This window comes from Streptomyces sp. NPDC028368 (assembly GCF_055565615.1).
Genome location: NZ_JBVHTY010000008.1, coordinates 183385 through 198386, shown reverse-complemented (window position 1 = coordinate 198386; position 15002 = coordinate 183385). Strand labels below are relative to the sequence as shown.

Below are 15002 nucleotides of genomic sequence, written 5' to 3'. Positions count from 1 at the left end.
TCTCAGCACGGGCCGATCGCTCTGGGAACTGGTGGCCCTATCGCGGCGCGAACGCCTTGGACGTCGGCAGTGCGGCGTTCTCCGAGCGCGAGTGCGAGAGCTTCCCGAAGCTGCCGGTTTTCTGCTTCCAGCTGCCGGTTGCGCGTGGTGGCGACCTCCAGGCGCCGCAGCAGGGAGAGGTCGGAGGCTCGTTGGCGGTCGGCAACTAGCCGGGTCGTGGGGGCGCGGTACCGGGCTCGCAGACGTTCGATCTCGGCTCTGAGATCCGGCTGGTTGTAGAGCCAGGACCGGGAGACGCCCGCTTCGCGGGCGACGGTCTCGAAGGTGATAGTCGTGCCTGTGGCGTCCATTCGCCGCAGGGCGGTGACCGCGCGTCGTCGGGTTGCCGCGGCACGACGGTGGGCCGCGGCGACGATGAGGTGAGAGTTATCAGCCGGCATTGGTGGTCTCCTCGCGCTCGTGCTGGCCGTCCTCCAGCTCACCGATCATGCGGTCGAGGTTGGCGGCGACCTGCTGGTTCATCTCCGCGACGCGGGTGTGACCGCAGCTCTTCGCGTTGTCGATGAGCGTCAGGGTGCGGGTGCGTTGTTCGTTCAATTCGGGCAGGAACTCGGGCCCGGTGAGGAAGACCGGGCAGGTCAGGCAGGCGTTCGCGTGCGGGCAGGTCTTCTGGACGGGTAGTCCGCAGTAGCCATTGGGCAGAGTCTGGGTGGCAATGCCGTATCGGGTCTTTGCCCACTGGGCCTGTCCTAGTGGGCCGTCGGCGGCGAGAACGACGTGTTCGCCCTTGATGTTGACCTTCATTGCCGCCTCCCAGCGGCGCCGGACGGTCTGGTCGGTGATCCGCGCGTAGTGGGCGGTCATCCGGTCCGACTCGTGATCGAGGAGAACACGTACGACTTCCTGGGGGAACGTCGCGATTGATCAGGCGGCAGGCGAAGGTGTGACGCCATTGATGAGGCGTCAAGCGAACGGGTCGGCCGTGTTCATCGCGGACGTCGCAGGTGGCCAGCCAGCCCTTGAGCTTTCTCCGATAGCTGCCGTCCGCGATCCGGAAAGTCCCGGCCACGTTCGCCAGGGGCCTCGGGAAGAGGACCGGAGTCCCCTCCGGCCAACGGGCGAGGACGTGTCGTTGCTGTTCTCGGACCGCGGCCTGGAGTTCCTCGTCGATCGGGACAGCCGCTTCGCGTTTCATCTTGGTGTTGAAATACCGCAGGTAGGGGGCGCCTTGACCATCGTGGACGAGGCAGTCGAAGTCCAGCGTGAGCGCGCTGGAGATCCGCAGTCCGCACCGGACCAGGATCAGAGTGATCAGCCGACCGGCCGGGTCCGTCCAACGGCCAAGGTTGTCCTCGGACTCGATCTGCGTCATGACGTACTCGGCCAGACGCCGGGAAACCTGAGGGGGAGGCGGCGGGTTGTCGCCGGGGTAATAGGCAGCGGTGCCGGGAAGAGTGTCGTCCCAGCGGTTCTGCCGGATAGCCCCGAGCAACAGATTGAGCCCCTGGATACGGGTCTTCTTCAGGCCCCATTCGCCGGGCTGGGAGGCAACCCAGGCGAGGTGGCGTTCGAGCAGGGGACGGTCGACATCAGCGAGCCGATCGATGCCGACATGCGCAAGGAAGCGACTGAAGCAGGCCACCGCCTCCAGGCTGTTATGGACGGTGCTGATGCTCATACCGGACGTCAGACGAATCCGCAGCCATCGTTTGGCCAGCTCACGCAGCCACAGCTGAGCGATCCGTTCGAACCGCAGCCGGGCCCTCGGGGCGGCTGCCGCGTGCGGGAGAGCGATGCCGGGAAGCCTGTCCAGACGCCACACGTCCCGCGGATACTCGATCTCCCAGCCAGCGCCGTCCCGCAGCGTCTCGACTGCGTCGCATGTCTCGATCAGGAACAGCACGGGTTCGCGAACCTGGGACTTGGAGCGCTGGCGCCATTCGGCTTCGTCGAGGTCCAGCAACGAGATCACCTGGGACGACTTCGCCAGTCGAACCGCATGCATCACGTCACGGGGAGAGGTAGTCCGGCGGTGGGCGTCGGCCCGGCACTGCATCCCGTACTGAAACTCCAGCGTCAACTGGGCGGGCAGACCGCGTAGATCAATCGCTGCGGTGCCGTTTAGCTGACAGGTCACCATGAACTCGTCGACCTCCGGACGGCCGGCGTTCCTCCACCGGTCATGGTGGCCTCGGCAGAAGATCTTCCCCGGGTTATCAACCCAGAGCGCGCAAAACGGCAGACGGCACTCATCCGGAAACGGGTCAGGGACCACCAGGACCGGCGGCCGCCACTCATGCGAGTCAGGCCGTCCGGCCCGCACCCAACGGTCGTAGTGCCGCATGCACAGCTCCCGCCCGTTGACGCCGAAGCGGCAGCCATCAGCCGCGCAGGCAGCGAGTTCACCGCGTCCACGAACGGGCCGCCCAGGGGCAGCGAGGAAATCCTCCAGGGCCGGCCGGCCCTGGTGGCGCCACCGGATGACGTGCCCGTTGCACAGACCCTGCTGCCAGGTCACACGGTCACATTCGGTGACCGCGCACTAAGGAGAAGCGACGACCGGGTCATCGCGATCCGGATGGTAGATCTCGGTGCGGAACTCGGCCCGGACGGCGGCCAGCAGCTTCTCCAGCACCCTGGCACGTCCGTGAACAGGGCTGATGCCGGGGACGGTCACAGTCGCACCTCCCGCCCAGTGAACCAGCCCGCGTCCTCCAGGGTGCGGCGGGCATCCTCGACGGTCAGGTGGCCATACGTGTCGATCGTGGTGCTGATCGAGGCATGGCCCAGGAGTTCCTTGACGTTCTCGATGCCGGCCCCGCGTCGCAGCAGCCAGGTCGCGTAGGTGTGACGGTATTGGTGAGGCTCGAAAACGATGGCCGTAGTCTTCCGTAGCCGTCTGACCAGGTCATAGAAGGCCGGGTAGCCCCAGGGATGCCCGTGCGGCTCCGCAAAGAGGTTCACGAAGACGTAGTCGGAGTCGAGAGCACCGTACTCGCGGTGCAGGTAATCGGAGTACAGACGCATCAGCTCCGCACTCGCCGGGATCGTCCGTGTGCGGCCGGCCTTCGCGCGGGCTCGGTTGTCGTTCTGCCGCGGCACCACCATGACCTGCCGCTCAGCGATCGCGATGTCGTCGTGCCGCAGGCCCAGGGCCTCGCCGATGCGGACCTCGGTGTCCAGCAGCAGGGCGAACAAAAGCCGGTCACGCAGATGCTCGCACGAGTCCAGGATCTTCTGGGCCTGGGCGGCAGTCAGGACGCGCGGGCGCTTCAGGTCAGCCTTGAGTCTGATGGTCCGGGTCCGCTCGGGCTTGCCGGACGCGATGTGCTGCAGGAACGGCTTGTAGGAGGTGGCCGCCGCCCGGTGCCGTCCAGCCGGGCGCATCGTCACCAGCAGGTCCCCGACCTCGACACCGCTGCGGGCGTGGAACTCGTAGAACATGCTGACCGCGGCCAGCTTGCGGTTCACGCTTGACGCCGTGCAATGGTGCTCCTCCGTCGGCAGCACCGCCACTGCCCCGCTTCTGGCCAGCGGCGGCAACCGGAGCCAGGCCACGAAGGCGGCCACCGCCTCCAGATCCACCGTCATCCAGTCCAGGCCGCGGCCGTCGAGGTACTCCCACCAGTCCTTCAGATCGTGGGCGTACGCCTTGATGGTGTTCGGCGACCGCTCGATCGCCGTTAGGTAGGACAGGAACGACTCCACCGGACCGACCGGCCGCAGATCGTTCCCCAGCAGCGTCCACGACTCCGCCATCGAGTCGGGCGCCAGCACCCGCTGTACACGCATCGCACCTCCAGCTCCTGCGTGATGGACAGCGGCAGATAGCCGTATCCACCAAGGGAGATGGGCGAACTTCAGACTGCTTCACGCACATGAAGGACACGCCGATGCGGGCTCAAGATAACTGGCTAGCGAGTACAGCTCCGGGCCGTTGCACGGGGGCCGGATCGATTCGCTCGGGCTGGACGAGAACGGATCGCCGGTCATCATCGAGTACAAGCGTGGCGTCAACGCCGGCGTCATCAACCAAGGTCTCTTCTACCTGGCGTGGCTGATGGACCATCGCGCCGAGTTCGAGCACCTGGTCCGCGACCGGCTCGGGGGTGACGGCCGCGTCCCAGGTCCTGTGGAGCGGCCCGCGTCTGATCTGTATCGCTGACGACTTCACCCGCTACGACGTGCATGCTGTGCGCGACCACCGGAGGTCGATCGACCTGGTCCGCTACCGACTCTTCGGCAGCGATCTGCTCGGGCTTGAGACAGTGGCCTCCGTGGGTTACGGCCTGCAGGTGGGCCGTCGGGCACGACGCCAGGCGGTTGCCGGGGCGGCGGTCGGGGTCCAGGGCGCGTCGATGGTGGAGTTGGCGGGCGCGGTCGACGAGGTTCTGCTTGGGCTCGGGGACGCTGTGAACCGGGTTGAGCGCAAGACTTACCGGGCGTATCAGCAGCTGCGGAACTTCGCCTGCCTGTGTCCGCCGCAGCGGAGCAAGCTGCTGGTCTAACTGAAGGTCGACCCGAAGGACGTCGACCTCGTTCCGGGCTTCACCCGGGACGTGTCTGGTCTCGGTCACCACGGGACGGGCGACTTGGAGGTCCAGCTCCGTACGCCGAGGGACGTGGAGTGGGCGCAGGATCTGTTCCGGGCGAGCTACGCGGCGGCGTGATCGCCTGCTGTTGCCTGCCTCCTGGCGGGCTGCGCTCGTGTCGTGTCTGCGGTCGTAGGTGGAACCCTTCGACGTACGGGAGGGCGTGGCGGGTCGGCGCGCGGGCTGGTCCCCGTTCGATTCTCCCCAGATTCTCCCCAGGGCCCATGAAGCGGCGCAGAGAGCCCGGAGCGGAGGGATGACCGTACGGTTGCTGGCCTTGCTGGTGGTTACTCAAAGTCATTGCCAGGGCTTGAAGGGAGGCGCACATTTTGCACACTGCTGCCGCCGTGAGTTGTGCCGCAGAGGCGTTGCTGGAGGACCTGTGCAATTCCGGCATACGGTCGAAATCCGTGCCGTGGAGCGTGCCACGAGGGGAGGCGCCAACGAGTTCGCCGCCCTCGACGAGATCGTGATGGGCGCCCTGCGAGGGGCGGGGCTGAGTGTGGTGTGTCCTGGGTCTACCTGCCCCAGATCTTCCGGTACGTCGTGCGGTAGCCGGGCGGGTCCCAGGTCGTCGCCCCGCGGCTGTTGGCGGCGGTGGAGATGTGTACGGGGGCGACGTAGCCGCTGGCGGGTGTGCCGGAGAAGGCGCGGTTGAATTCGTCGAGGATCTGCCAGCCCTGCTGGGCGAAGGGTTCGGGGACGGTGGCCGCCTGGAACTGCCGGCTGTTGATGCGCTGGAAGGCGGAGGGGTCGCCGTCGCCCGCGCCGATGTTGTAGGGGGCTCCGGCGCCCTTCTTGCGTGCTGCGCGCAGGGCCGGGGCGGCGTCGGCGAAGTAGACGTCGTTGATGGCTACGGAGTGTGTCCAGGTGTCCGGGAAGCGGGAGAGGAGCGAGGAGACCTCCTGGGGAGTTCGGCTGCTGGTGTCCGAGATCGGGATGTTCTCCTCCGCCAGAAGCTTCACTTCGGGGCAGGTGGCGAGTTCTTTCTTGATCAGTTCGGACTTGTGTCTGGCGAACGGAATCGACGCATCGGTGAACACGACGACTCCGGCATGACCGTGGGAGTGCGTGATGATCCAGTCCGCGCTGATCTTCGCGACATCGTCGACCCTGGTGGTGATGTTGCTGAAGAGTTTGGGGTCCTTGCTCGGGCCGGGGGAGTCGACCGCGTGCCAGCCGATGAGCGGGATGTGCTCCGCGTTGGCCTTCGCGACCTGTTGCGACGTCAGATGCGGGTCGAAGCCGCCGATGACGATGCCCGAGGGCCTCAGGGCGATGGCCTGGCTGAACGCTGCTTGGATCCCGGCGGGCGTGCCCTGGCCGTCGATCACCCGGATGTTCCAGCCGATGGCTTTCGCGGCTTCCGACACGCCCTCGGCGGCGCCCGCGACGCCGGGGTTGGTCATGGTCTGTGCGACGTAGACGATTCTTTTGCCGGAGACTGCCGCGGGGCCACTGGTGGGGCCGTTCCCTGTGGGGTGGGCTTTCTCGGCCTGCTGGACGGCCGCCTTGGCTCCGGCCAGGACGGCGGGGCAGCCGGCCTTCGTCGGCCCTGCCGAGACGGGCCCACCGCCGCTCGACGTGCCGCGCTCGCAGCCGCCGATGACAGTGACGACGGTGGCCGCCACTGCCAGCACGACTGCGCTGCCCCGGGTGGTGGGCTTACGGTTCGAGTACACGGGCGCTCCTTGCGGAGGGGTGACACGGTGGTGACGGCCGGCGGTCACGAGGTGACTTCGGGCATGTCCTGGGGTTGTCGGGGAGGTTCCGTCCGGTGCCGGCGCAGCTGTCGGCGAGCCGCATAGCCGGCCATGCCTACGGCGATGAGCAAGGTGGTGCCGTTGAACAGCGGGGTGACCCAGAACTGGGCGCCGAGCTGGCCGATGCCGGCGAGGCCGACGGCGAGGATGATGACGGCGACCAGGGTCCCCAGGGCGTTGGCCCGGCCGGGTGTGATCGCGGTGGAGCCGAGCAGCGCACCGACGAAGGCGGGCAGCAGGTAGTCCAGGCCGACGCTGGGGTTGCCGATGCGCTGCTGCGCGGCGAGCAGGACCCCGGCGATGCCGACGACCAGGCCCGATCCGGCAAAGGCGTAGATGACATAGCGCCGGGAGGGGATGCCGACGAGGTCGGCGGCACGGGGGTTGGAGCCGATGACGTACAAGTACCGGCCGAGCGGCAGCCGTTCCAGCAGCAGCCACAATGCGGCGGTGAGGGCGAGGACATAGAAGGCCGGTACGGGCAGGCCGAGGAACCTGGAGTCGTAGAGGTCGGTGAAGGCGGCCGGCAGGCCGTGCGGGCCGGGGATGATCCTGGCCCCGTTGGTGATCCAGCCGGTGAAGGCGTACAGGATGCTGCCGGTACCCAGGGTGGCGATAAAGGAGTTGATCTTCGCGAATTCGACGACGACGCCGTTGACGGTGCCGACGACTGCGCCGCCGAGGACCACCACGAGGCAGGCCAGTGGCCAGGGCCAGGCTTCGTTGGCGATGAGCTGCATCGTCATGACGTGTGCGAGGCCGAGACCGTAGCCGATGGACAGGTCGAACTTGGCGGTGACGATGGGGATCATCGCGCCGAGCGCGAGCATGGCGGGGATCGACTGGTTGGACAGGATCTCGGAGATGTTGTCCAGGGTGGGAAAGGTGTCCGGCAGGATGAGGGAGAACGCCAGGAACAGCAGGGCGGTCAGGGCCAGGAGGCCGTAGGCGCCGATGAGGTGTCCGAACCGGCGGCTCAGTGGGGTACGGGGGGAGGGGGTCATCGTTCCGGCGTCCCGGTGAGCGCGGGCATCGCCGAGGAGGCGCGGGCGAGTCCGGTGACGGTGAGTGCTTCACCGCTCAGCTCCGCCGTCACCGCCCCACGGACGAATACCAGTGCTCGATGGCACACTGTGGCGACCTCCTCGAAGTCGGTGGAGATGAGCAGGACGGCAAGGCCTTCGGCCAGCGCGTCCTGGAGCAGGCGGTAGATCGCCGTCTTGGCGCCGACGTCCACCCCGGCGGTCGGTTCTTCGAGGATCAGCAGGTTCCGGCTCGCCCTGAGCCCGCGGCCGACCATGACCTTCTGCTGGTTTCCCCCGGACAGAGTGGAGATCGGCGCCTCGCTGTCCCGGGGGTGCACCGAGAACCGCTCGATCAGGGCGGCGGCCTCGGCCCGCTCGCGCCGGGGGCTGATCCAGTGAAAGGCCGTCAGGCCACCTGCCCGGGGGTTGGCCAGGAAATTCTCCCGTACGGTCAATTCGGCGGCACAGCCCTCTTCCTGACGATTGCTGGTCACCAGGCCGACGCCGGAATCGACTGCGGCCGCGACCGAGCGCGGCGTGTACGGGCGGCCGTCGAGCACGGCGCGTCCGGCAAGGATCTGCCGGGAGCCGGCGAGGGCGCGGCCCAGTTCCATGTGTCCGGCGCCCGTGAGGCCCACCATGCCGAGGATTTCACCGGCGCGCAGTTCCAGGCTGGTGGGTGCCGTGTTGTCGGTCCGTACGCGCTCGAGGCTCAGGACGGGTGGGCCTGCGGCGGGGGCGAGCCGGTAGCTGCCCGGTTCCTGGCCCACGATGTCGTGCACCAGCCGGGCGGGGCTGTGGTGGGCGAGCGTGCCCTGGCTGATGAGGCGGCCGTCGCGCAGAACGGCGAAGGCGTCGGCGACCTTGTACACCTCGTCGAGCCGGTGGGTGACGTAGACGATGGCACGGCCCTGGTCGCGCAGGGTGTGCAGGACGTCGAAGAGCCGGGCGCAGTCCGCCGCCGGGAGGCTTGCGGTCGGCTCGTCAAGGACGATGAGTTCGGCTTGCGTGGACAGGGCGCGGGCGATGGCCACCAGGGAGCGTTCGGCGCGCGGAAGGTCGGCGAGGACGGCGCACGGGTCGAGCGGAGCGGCCACGATGTCCAGGGCCCTGGCGCATTGCCTGCGGATCAGCCGCCAGGACAGCAGTCCCGCGCGGCGTGGATAGCCGGTGCCCAGGGCGATGTTCTCGGCGACCGTCATCCACTCGACCAGTCCCAGATCCTGGTGGATGAAGGACATGGTGCGGGAGGCCGCTTCGGTGCCGAGCGGGTGCCCGGCAACGGTCACCTCGCCCTCGTCCGCGTGGTGGACGCCCGCGAGTACCTTGATGAGGGTGGATTTTCCGGCGCCGTTGGGACCGAGCAGGGCCAGGACGCTGCCCGGATGGATGTCGAGATCGACCGCGTCCAGCGCGAGCGTGCCGCCGAACCGCTTGCTGAGACCGCGTATGCGGACGAGAGGCTCTTGGCCGTGGCGCGGGGGAGGGGCGAGGTGAGGAGCGTCGTGCACAGACTTCTCCGGGGGCGGCCTTTGGGTTCTTCCCGACTGAATCGGCAATGCTGCTGAACACTTCGTGGTGGTGACTGCGCCGTGCCGTGTGCTCTCGCGGTGCACCACCAGCACCGATTACCGCAATTCCGTCATGCTACGGCCCTCTTTGGTTGTGACGCCGGATGGACCATGCGACGGCGGGAATGTCGTCTAGATAGCGGGAATATCGTCGAAATAGCTTTCGGCGGTGCCGAGTTTCCCGCCGGGTATCTCCAGAGCGCACTCGGCCCAGATGACCTTGCCTTCGGCGGTGTAGCGGGTGCCCCACGCCTGGGTGAGCTGTGCGACGAGGAACAGGCCGCGGCCGCCCTCGTCGGTGGTGGCCGCGTGGCGCAGATGCGGGGCGGTGTTGCTGGTGTCGGAGACCTCGCAGGTCAGCGAGCGGTCGTAGAGCAGGCGTACCTGGATGGGGCCGGTGCCGTAGCGGATGGCATTGGTGACCAGCTCACTGAGCAGGAGTTCGGTGGCGAAGACGACCTCATCCAGCCCCCATTCGGTCAGTTGGCGCGTCACGGCGGCGCGGATGCCGGAGACGAGCGCCGGGTCGGCGGGCAGGTCCCAGGTGGCGATCCGGTGGGGGTCCAGGGCGTGCGTGCGGGCGACGAGCAGGGCGATGTCGTCGGCGGGGTGATGGGGCACCACGGTCTGGACGACGGCCTCACAGGTGTCCTCCGGAGGCCGGTTCGGGTGGGCCAGGGCTCGGCCGAGCTCAGCCAGGGCCGCGTCGAAGTCGCGATGGCGGTCCTCGATGAGTCCGTCGGTATAGAGGACGAGCTGGCTGCCTTCGGGGAGATGGAATTCGGCGGTTTCGAAGGGGAGACCGCCCAGGCCCAGAGGCGGGCCGGCGGGCAGGTCGGGGAAGGTGACGGTGCCGTCCGGGCCGACCAGTGCGGGTGGGAGGTGGCCGGCTCGGGCCATCACGCACTGTTGCGAGGTCGGGTCGTAGATGGCGTACAGGCAGGTGGCGCCGATGATCCCGGTGCTGTCGGTGGAGGGTTCCTCGGCGCCCTCGTCCCGGTCGAGGCGCCCGACGAGATTGTCGAGGTGGGTGAGGACTTCGTCCGGGGCGAGGTCCAGTTCGGCGAAATTGCGGGCCGCGGTGCGCAGCCGGCCCATGGTGGCGGCGGCGTGCAGGCCATGGCCGACGACATCCCCGACGACTAGGGCGACGCGGGTGCTGGAGAGGGGAATGACGTCGAACCAGTCTCCGCCGACTCCGGACTCGGCAGGCATATAGCGGTAGGCGACCTCGACGGCGTTCAGCTCGGGGAAGCTGTGCGGCAGCAGGCTGTGCTGCAGAGCAAGGACCATGGTGTGTTCACGGGTGTAACGGCGGGCGTTGTCGATGCAGATGGCAGCGCGTGTGGCGAGCTCCTGCGCCAGCGAACGGTCGTCGTCGCCGAAGGGGGCCGGGTCCCGCGAACGGTAGAAGCTTGCCACGCCGACAGCGATCCCACGGGCGAGGAGGGGGACGGCGATGAGGGAGTGAACGTTGTGGTCCAGGAGGTGCTGGGCGTGCACGGGATCTTGGGCGATCCAGCCCGCGGCACCCCGCAGGTCGGGCTCGAGTACCGGCTGCCTGGTGGCCAGACAACGGAGCTGGGGCGTGGTGGCGCGCAGGTCGACCCGCTCACCGGCAGGGTAGAAGGGGCAGTCATCGCGAATGCCGTGGACCACCGTGCGGTGCAGGTCGGTGCGGGCGTCGAGCGGCTCCTCGCCGCGCAGTACCGCCTCGGGAAGGTCGATGGTGACGAAGTCGGCCAGGCGCGGGACGGCCATCTCGGCGAGTTCCCGGGCGGTGCGGCTCACGTCCAAGGTGGTGCCGATGCGGGTGCTGGCCTCGGACAGCAGCTCCAGGCGGCGGCGGGCCGCCACGGCGTACTTTCCCACTCCCGGCTCGCCCACCAGCACCAGTCCAGTGGTCGTACGGTCGGCGGTGCTCCCGGCGGTGCCTTCCGCGATGCCGGGTGTGCCGGACGTGCTGGAGGTGCCAGGCGTACCGGTTCGGCCGGGCGTACCGGGCGTTCCGGGCGTGTGGGCTGTCGTGGCCGCTCGGCTGTGTACCGCGGGGGGAAGAGGTCCGGGCCGCGCGACGGCGGGGGCTGCGGGGGCGAGGCCCTGCTGCGTCAGGTGGTGGGGTGCGGTGTCGGCTTCGATGGGGACGGCGAGGCGCTGACGCGGTGTGGGGAGGACAGCTTCGATGACGACGCCCGCCACCCCGGAGGGGCTGGTCACCAGGCGGCTCAGCAAGGTGACCCGCCGGCCGCCGGGCAGGGATACCTCGACGGCGGCTCGCTGGGCCGAGGAGATCAGATCGGCGGCCTTCTCCTTGAGGATCAGCTGATCACGCCAGTCCAGTCCGCTCTCGGCCAGCGCGCCCAGCTGCCCGTTGCCCCTCGCATCGCCGGCCCCTGCGCGGCGCTTGGCCTCGACGTACGCCTGCAGCAGGGCGCGCTCTCGCGTCGAACTCTGCTCCAGCATCCGCCGTTCAATGGCGCAGGCTGCCCGGCGGATCACGGTATTCAGCGCCATATCCGCATCGGTCAGCGGATAGCCGAGACAGAGGATGCCTTCTATGCGTCCATTGAGCAGATCCCGGACGGGAATTGCCGAACAGGCACTTGACTGCGAGCGTTCGGCGAAGTGCTCGGCGCCGTAGACGTTGACCAGCTGCCTTTCCGCGAGCGCCAGGCCGATTCCGTTGGTCCCGCCGAACTCCTCGGCGAACACGAAGCCCGGGACACTCTGGATCGCGGCCAGATGTCTTACCTGGGAGACCTCGCCGAAGCGGCGTTGCAGCACCGCCCCGCGCCCATCGGCAAGGGACACATTCATGTTCCTGCCCGCGAACCTGGACTGCAGTCGGTCCAGTACGGGCACGGCGGCGCGGATCAACCGGCCGTCCAGATCGAGATCCTGGCGGTAGGGAAGCTCGCATCCGTCAGGTGAGAGCCCCAGGGACAGGGAACGCTGCCACGAACTCAGGATCGGGCTTCGTACGGTCCCCTCAACCGATCCACCGCGAAGGAACTGCTCACGGGAGCGTGCGGGGCCGATGCCATCTGCCACGAGCCCCATGCCCATCACTTCCCGCGTCGATACGTGCCGCCATGGCCACTCGTACACCGGAGCGGCTGTACCTTTTGATCCAATTGTAGAACTTCGCGTATTTCACGGTACCGATCGCGGACAGGGAAGAGAAGCAGGAAGGGGGGCAGGAAGAGAAGCGGGAAGAGCAGCGGGAAGAGCAGGGGGAAGGGAAGCAGGCAGGGAAGCAGGAAGCGGAGCTTGGTGCACTCGTCGAGGCGATCATGGTGGTGACCTGGTCTTATTACGTTTCCCAGCGCCGTCGGTCACTAGGCTGCGCGGCCCGGCCGTCTCCGTCCGGCCCGCCGCCCGTCACAGGACCGCGATCGGATTGACGGGCGAGCCTGTGCCGCCGGGGATGTTCAGGGGGGCCACCAGGAGCAGGAACTCGTAACGGCCCGTCTCGGCGCCGGCGGCGGAGACCGCTTCGAGGTCGAGGTTGTCCAGCAGCGGCACTCCCATCGCCGCGATGGCGAGCGCGTGGACCGGAGAGTGCACACCGTCGACCGGTGAGGGCCGTACGTCGCTGTCGCCGTCGCCGCCGAGCAGGGCGATGCCGCGTTCGGCCAGGAGGGGCATGGCATCCACATGGAAGCCGGCGCTCGCCGCGTCGAGGTTCCAGGCGCCCATTTCCTGGCGGCGGCGCAAGCTGCCGGACCGTAGCAGCACCGCATCTCCCTCGCCGATCGTCACGTCGAGCGCCTTCTCCGCGGCAACGATGTCCTCGGCATGCACCGCCCGTCCCGGATCCAGCCAGGTGACCCCTAGAACGGCGGGCAGGTCGAGGAGTACGCCCCTGGTCACGAGGGGGCCAAGGGCCGAGACAGCACCGAACCGGGCGCCTCCGGTGCCGACGAGCTCGCGCGCTGTGCCGCCGTCGTAGAGCAGCCCGCGGTAGGCGATGTGGGACAGCGCGTCCAGATGACTGACGGCCTTGCCGTGGTAGTCGACGGCGATGAAGTCCTTGTGGGTGGAGGGTTCGGAGGCCTCGACGTCGCCGAGGTCGGACATGTAGTGCAAGGCAGGCTTGCTGTTGTCCGGACCGGCTGCCGTGTTCCAGGGGCGCGCCATCGGGATGACCGTTCCGGACCGGACCAGGGCGGTGGCCCGTCGTACGAGGTCCGGAGTCACCCGGTTCCAGGCGCCGCGATCGGCAGGCGTCCAGCGGCCCCATGTACGGACCGTCTGGAACAGAGCGTCGAACTCCTGGCGGGAGACGGCGGGCCCGTTGCCGGCGCCGGCCGGCGGGGGAGGCGGTACGTCACTGGGGTTGCCGGTCATCTGCTACTCAGCGCTCCAAGGGGATGAGCCGGGGATGAGCCGTATTACGGGGGCGCAGGGCGCGCTGTCGAGGAGACGCAGCTCGCTCTTGAGGACAGCTCGATCTTGGCTCGCTCGGCGGCCGCGCGCAGCCGCTGCACCGCCATCCCGGCCTCCGCTTCACCAGCATCTCCCAGGCCGTCGGCTGTCCGGCCGACCGATGATGCGGCCGCGGAGTGCCGCGGAGTGCCGCGGACCGCCGCGGCGCCGGGCCTCGTGGCAGAGGCCCGGCGCCTGGCGAATGGGCTAAGGAAGGCGAAGCGGAGTCCGCCAGCGGTCAGAGCCGGTCGAGGATCTTCTTGAACTTCTCGACTTCGGCTGTCTGCCCCTTGATGATGTCGGCGGCGAGCTTCTTGGCGGCTGCGTTGCGGCCGTTCTTCTGCTCGTCCTTGGCCATGCTGATGGCGCCGTTGTGGTGCTGGGTCATCATCGTGGCGAACTTCTTGTCGTAGTCCGTGCCCTTGGATGCCTTCAGATCGGCCATGTCCTTGTCGGACATGATTCCGGACATGCCTGAGCCGCCGGAGCCGTGGTCCATGCCCGGCATGCTGTGGTCCATCGACGGCGACTGCGGCTTGTCCCAGGACTTCAGCCAGCCCTGGAGAGTCTTGATCTCCGGTCCTTGAGCCCGCTCGATGGCCGCCGAGAGTTCCTTGATGTCCTTGTCGGACGAACGGCTCCCCGAGAGCTTGGCCATGACGACGGCCTGCTGGTGGTGCGGGATCATCATCTGCGCGAACTTCACGTCCGCATCGTTGAACGCGCCCTTCGCGGACGATCCGGACGCCTTCGACGACCCCGACGAGCCGGGAGTGGCCTTCGCGGAACTGCTGCCGTCGCCCTTGTTGGCGTTGCCGTTGGCGTTGCCGTCGTTGCCGCATGCGGCAAGCACCAGGGCTCCGGCGGCAATCGCGCCGACCGCCGCCGCCCGGCGACGACCGGGCCGGTTCAGGGATCGCTTGATCGAATTCATGGCTCTACACCTCGTGTGTCAGTGCTGCGGAATGAGTTGTGCAGGCAGGCGCTACTGACGGACGGCACAGGGCGTCCGTCGCTCAAGCGCCGGCCTAGATCCGCAGAATGGAGAGCCGATGAAGATCAGGGCCGCGCGGAGGCGGCAGCTTCGGACGCAACGCGGCCACGAACATGCCGAGACGGAACGCCCAGGCACGGAAACGGCTCAGCAGGCCGCCGAAGAGAACCCCCAGCATCCAGACACTGAGTACGGCCAGACACAGGGACGTCATGTCCATGGTGTGGCTGGGGCGGTGGTGTTCCGGGGCAGACTTCGAGGCGACGAGAGTGGGTGCGGCTCCGTGAGCCCTGGAATGGGAAGGGAAAGCGGAGAGGGCGGCGGAGCGCGGGCCGGCGTCGTCCTGCGCCCCCGAGGCCATGTGCGGCCCCTCGGCCATCGTGGCGTGCTGCGCGGTGCTGCCGGCTCCCGCAGGCTCCGCCGCCTCGGCGGGATGTCCGAGGCCGTGCATGACGAGTACGCCCAGGGCAAGCGCGACAACAATCAGGAGGTGTGCCACACCGCCTGACCTCGCTCGTCGCCCGCCCACGTCGCTCCCAGCCCTCTCCCTGACCGACGGCCACCCCTCACGACCGGCCGGCCTTGACTGTAGCGAATGCCAGGTTGCGCTACCGGGGCAGGCCGCACGG

The 15002-nt window shown here is 68.3% G+C and carries 11 protein-coding genes and 2 pseudogenes; 1 reads left to right on the top strand and 12 read right to left on the bottom strand.

Annotation, left to right across the window (positions count from 1 at the left end; translation table 11 throughout):
- Positions 1-2: 2 nt before the first annotated feature.
- The 5 genes and pseudogenes from ACZ4S3_RS20305 to ACZ4S3_RS20285 form a co-directional block, all read right to left on the bottom strand.
- Positions 3-440, bottom strand: coding sequence for a DUF6262 family protein (locus ACZ4S3_RS20305; RefSeq protein WP_467936044.1), 438 nt, complete (start codon positions 438-440; stop codon positions 3-5).
- Positions 430-864 (bottom strand): hypothetical protein, encoded by a 435-nt coding sequence (locus tag ACZ4S3_RS20300; protein ID WP_467936495.1) that lies wholly within the window; start codon positions 862-864, stop codon positions 430-432. Before ACZ4S3_RS20300 ends, ACZ4S3_RS20305 begins: the two co-directional genes overlap by 11 nt.
- A 100-nt stretch (positions 865-964) precedes the next feature.
- Positions 965-1372 (bottom strand): annotated as a pseudogene (locus ACZ4S3_RS20295) (tyrosine-type recombinase/integrase); the annotation flags it as partial.
- Between the two features lie 1170 nt (positions 1373-2542).
- Positions 2543-2677 (bottom strand): hypothetical protein, encoded by a 135-nt coding sequence (locus ACZ4S3_RS20290; protein WP_467936042.1) that lies wholly within the window; start codon positions 2675-2677, stop codon positions 2543-2545.
- A complete protein-coding gene (locus ACZ4S3_RS20285) occupies positions 2674-3792 on the bottom strand; it encodes a tyrosine-type recombinase/integrase (RefSeq protein ID WP_467936040.1) in 1119 nt (372 codons plus the stop codon). Before ACZ4S3_RS20285 ends, ACZ4S3_RS20290 begins: the two co-directional genes overlap by 4 nt.
- 118 nt (positions 3793-3910) lie before the next feature.
- Between ACZ4S3_RS20285 and ACZ4S3_RS20280 the strand changes: the two are divergent.
- Positions 3911-4670 (top strand): annotated as a pseudogene (locus ACZ4S3_RS20280) (DUF5655 domain-containing protein); the annotation flags it as partial.
- Between the two features lie 440 nt (positions 4671-5110).
- Here the strand turns inward: ACZ4S3_RS20280 and ACZ4S3_RS20275 are convergent.
- From ACZ4S3_RS20275 to ACZ4S3_RS20245, 7 genes are all read right to left on the bottom strand, one after another.
- Positions 5111-6274 carry a substrate-binding domain-containing protein gene (locus ACZ4S3_RS20275; RefSeq protein WP_467936038.1) on the bottom strand — a complete coding sequence of 388 codons (1164 nt, stop codon included), beginning with the start codon at positions 6272-6274 and terminating at the stop codon, positions 5111-5113.
- 44 nt (positions 6275-6318) lie between these two features.
- Positions 6319-7359 (bottom strand): ABC transporter permease, encoded by a 1041-nt coding sequence (locus ACZ4S3_RS20270; RefSeq protein ID WP_467936036.1) that lies wholly within the window; start codon positions 7357-7359, stop codon positions 6319-6321.
- On the bottom strand, positions 7356-8891 hold the full coding sequence (locus tag ACZ4S3_RS20265; RefSeq protein ID WP_467936034.1) for a sugar ABC transporter ATP-binding protein: 1536 nt from the start codon (positions 8889-8891) through the stop codon (positions 7356-7358). The genes ACZ4S3_RS20270 and ACZ4S3_RS20265 overlap by 4 nt, the downstream gene beginning before the upstream one ends.
- Positions 8892-9083: 192 nt before the next feature.
- Positions 9084-12011, bottom strand: a complete 2928-nt coding sequence (locus tag ACZ4S3_RS20260) for a SpoIIE family protein phosphatase (RefSeq protein WP_467936032.1) — start codon at positions 12009-12011, stop codon at positions 9084-9086.
- Positions 12012-12332: 321 nt separating this feature from the next.
- Complete coding sequence (locus ACZ4S3_RS20255; RefSeq protein WP_467936030.1) at positions 12333-13301, bottom strand: cyclase family protein; 969 nt, start codon at positions 13299-13301, stop codon at positions 12333-12335.
- A gap of 316 nt (positions 13302-13617) precedes the next feature.
- The gene (locus tag ACZ4S3_RS20250) at positions 13618-14313 is read right to left on the bottom strand and encodes a DUF305 domain-containing protein (RefSeq protein WP_467936028.1); all 696 of its coding nucleotides are present in this window, start codon (positions 14311-14313) and stop codon (positions 13618-13620) included.
- Between the two features lie 94 nt (positions 14314-14407).
- Positions 14408-14872 carry a DUF6153 family protein gene (locus ACZ4S3_RS20245; RefSeq protein WP_467936026.1) on the bottom strand — a complete coding sequence of 155 codons (465 nt, stop codon included), beginning with the start codon at positions 14870-14872 and terminating at the stop codon, positions 14408-14410.
- Positions 14873-15002 lie beyond the last annotated feature (130 nt).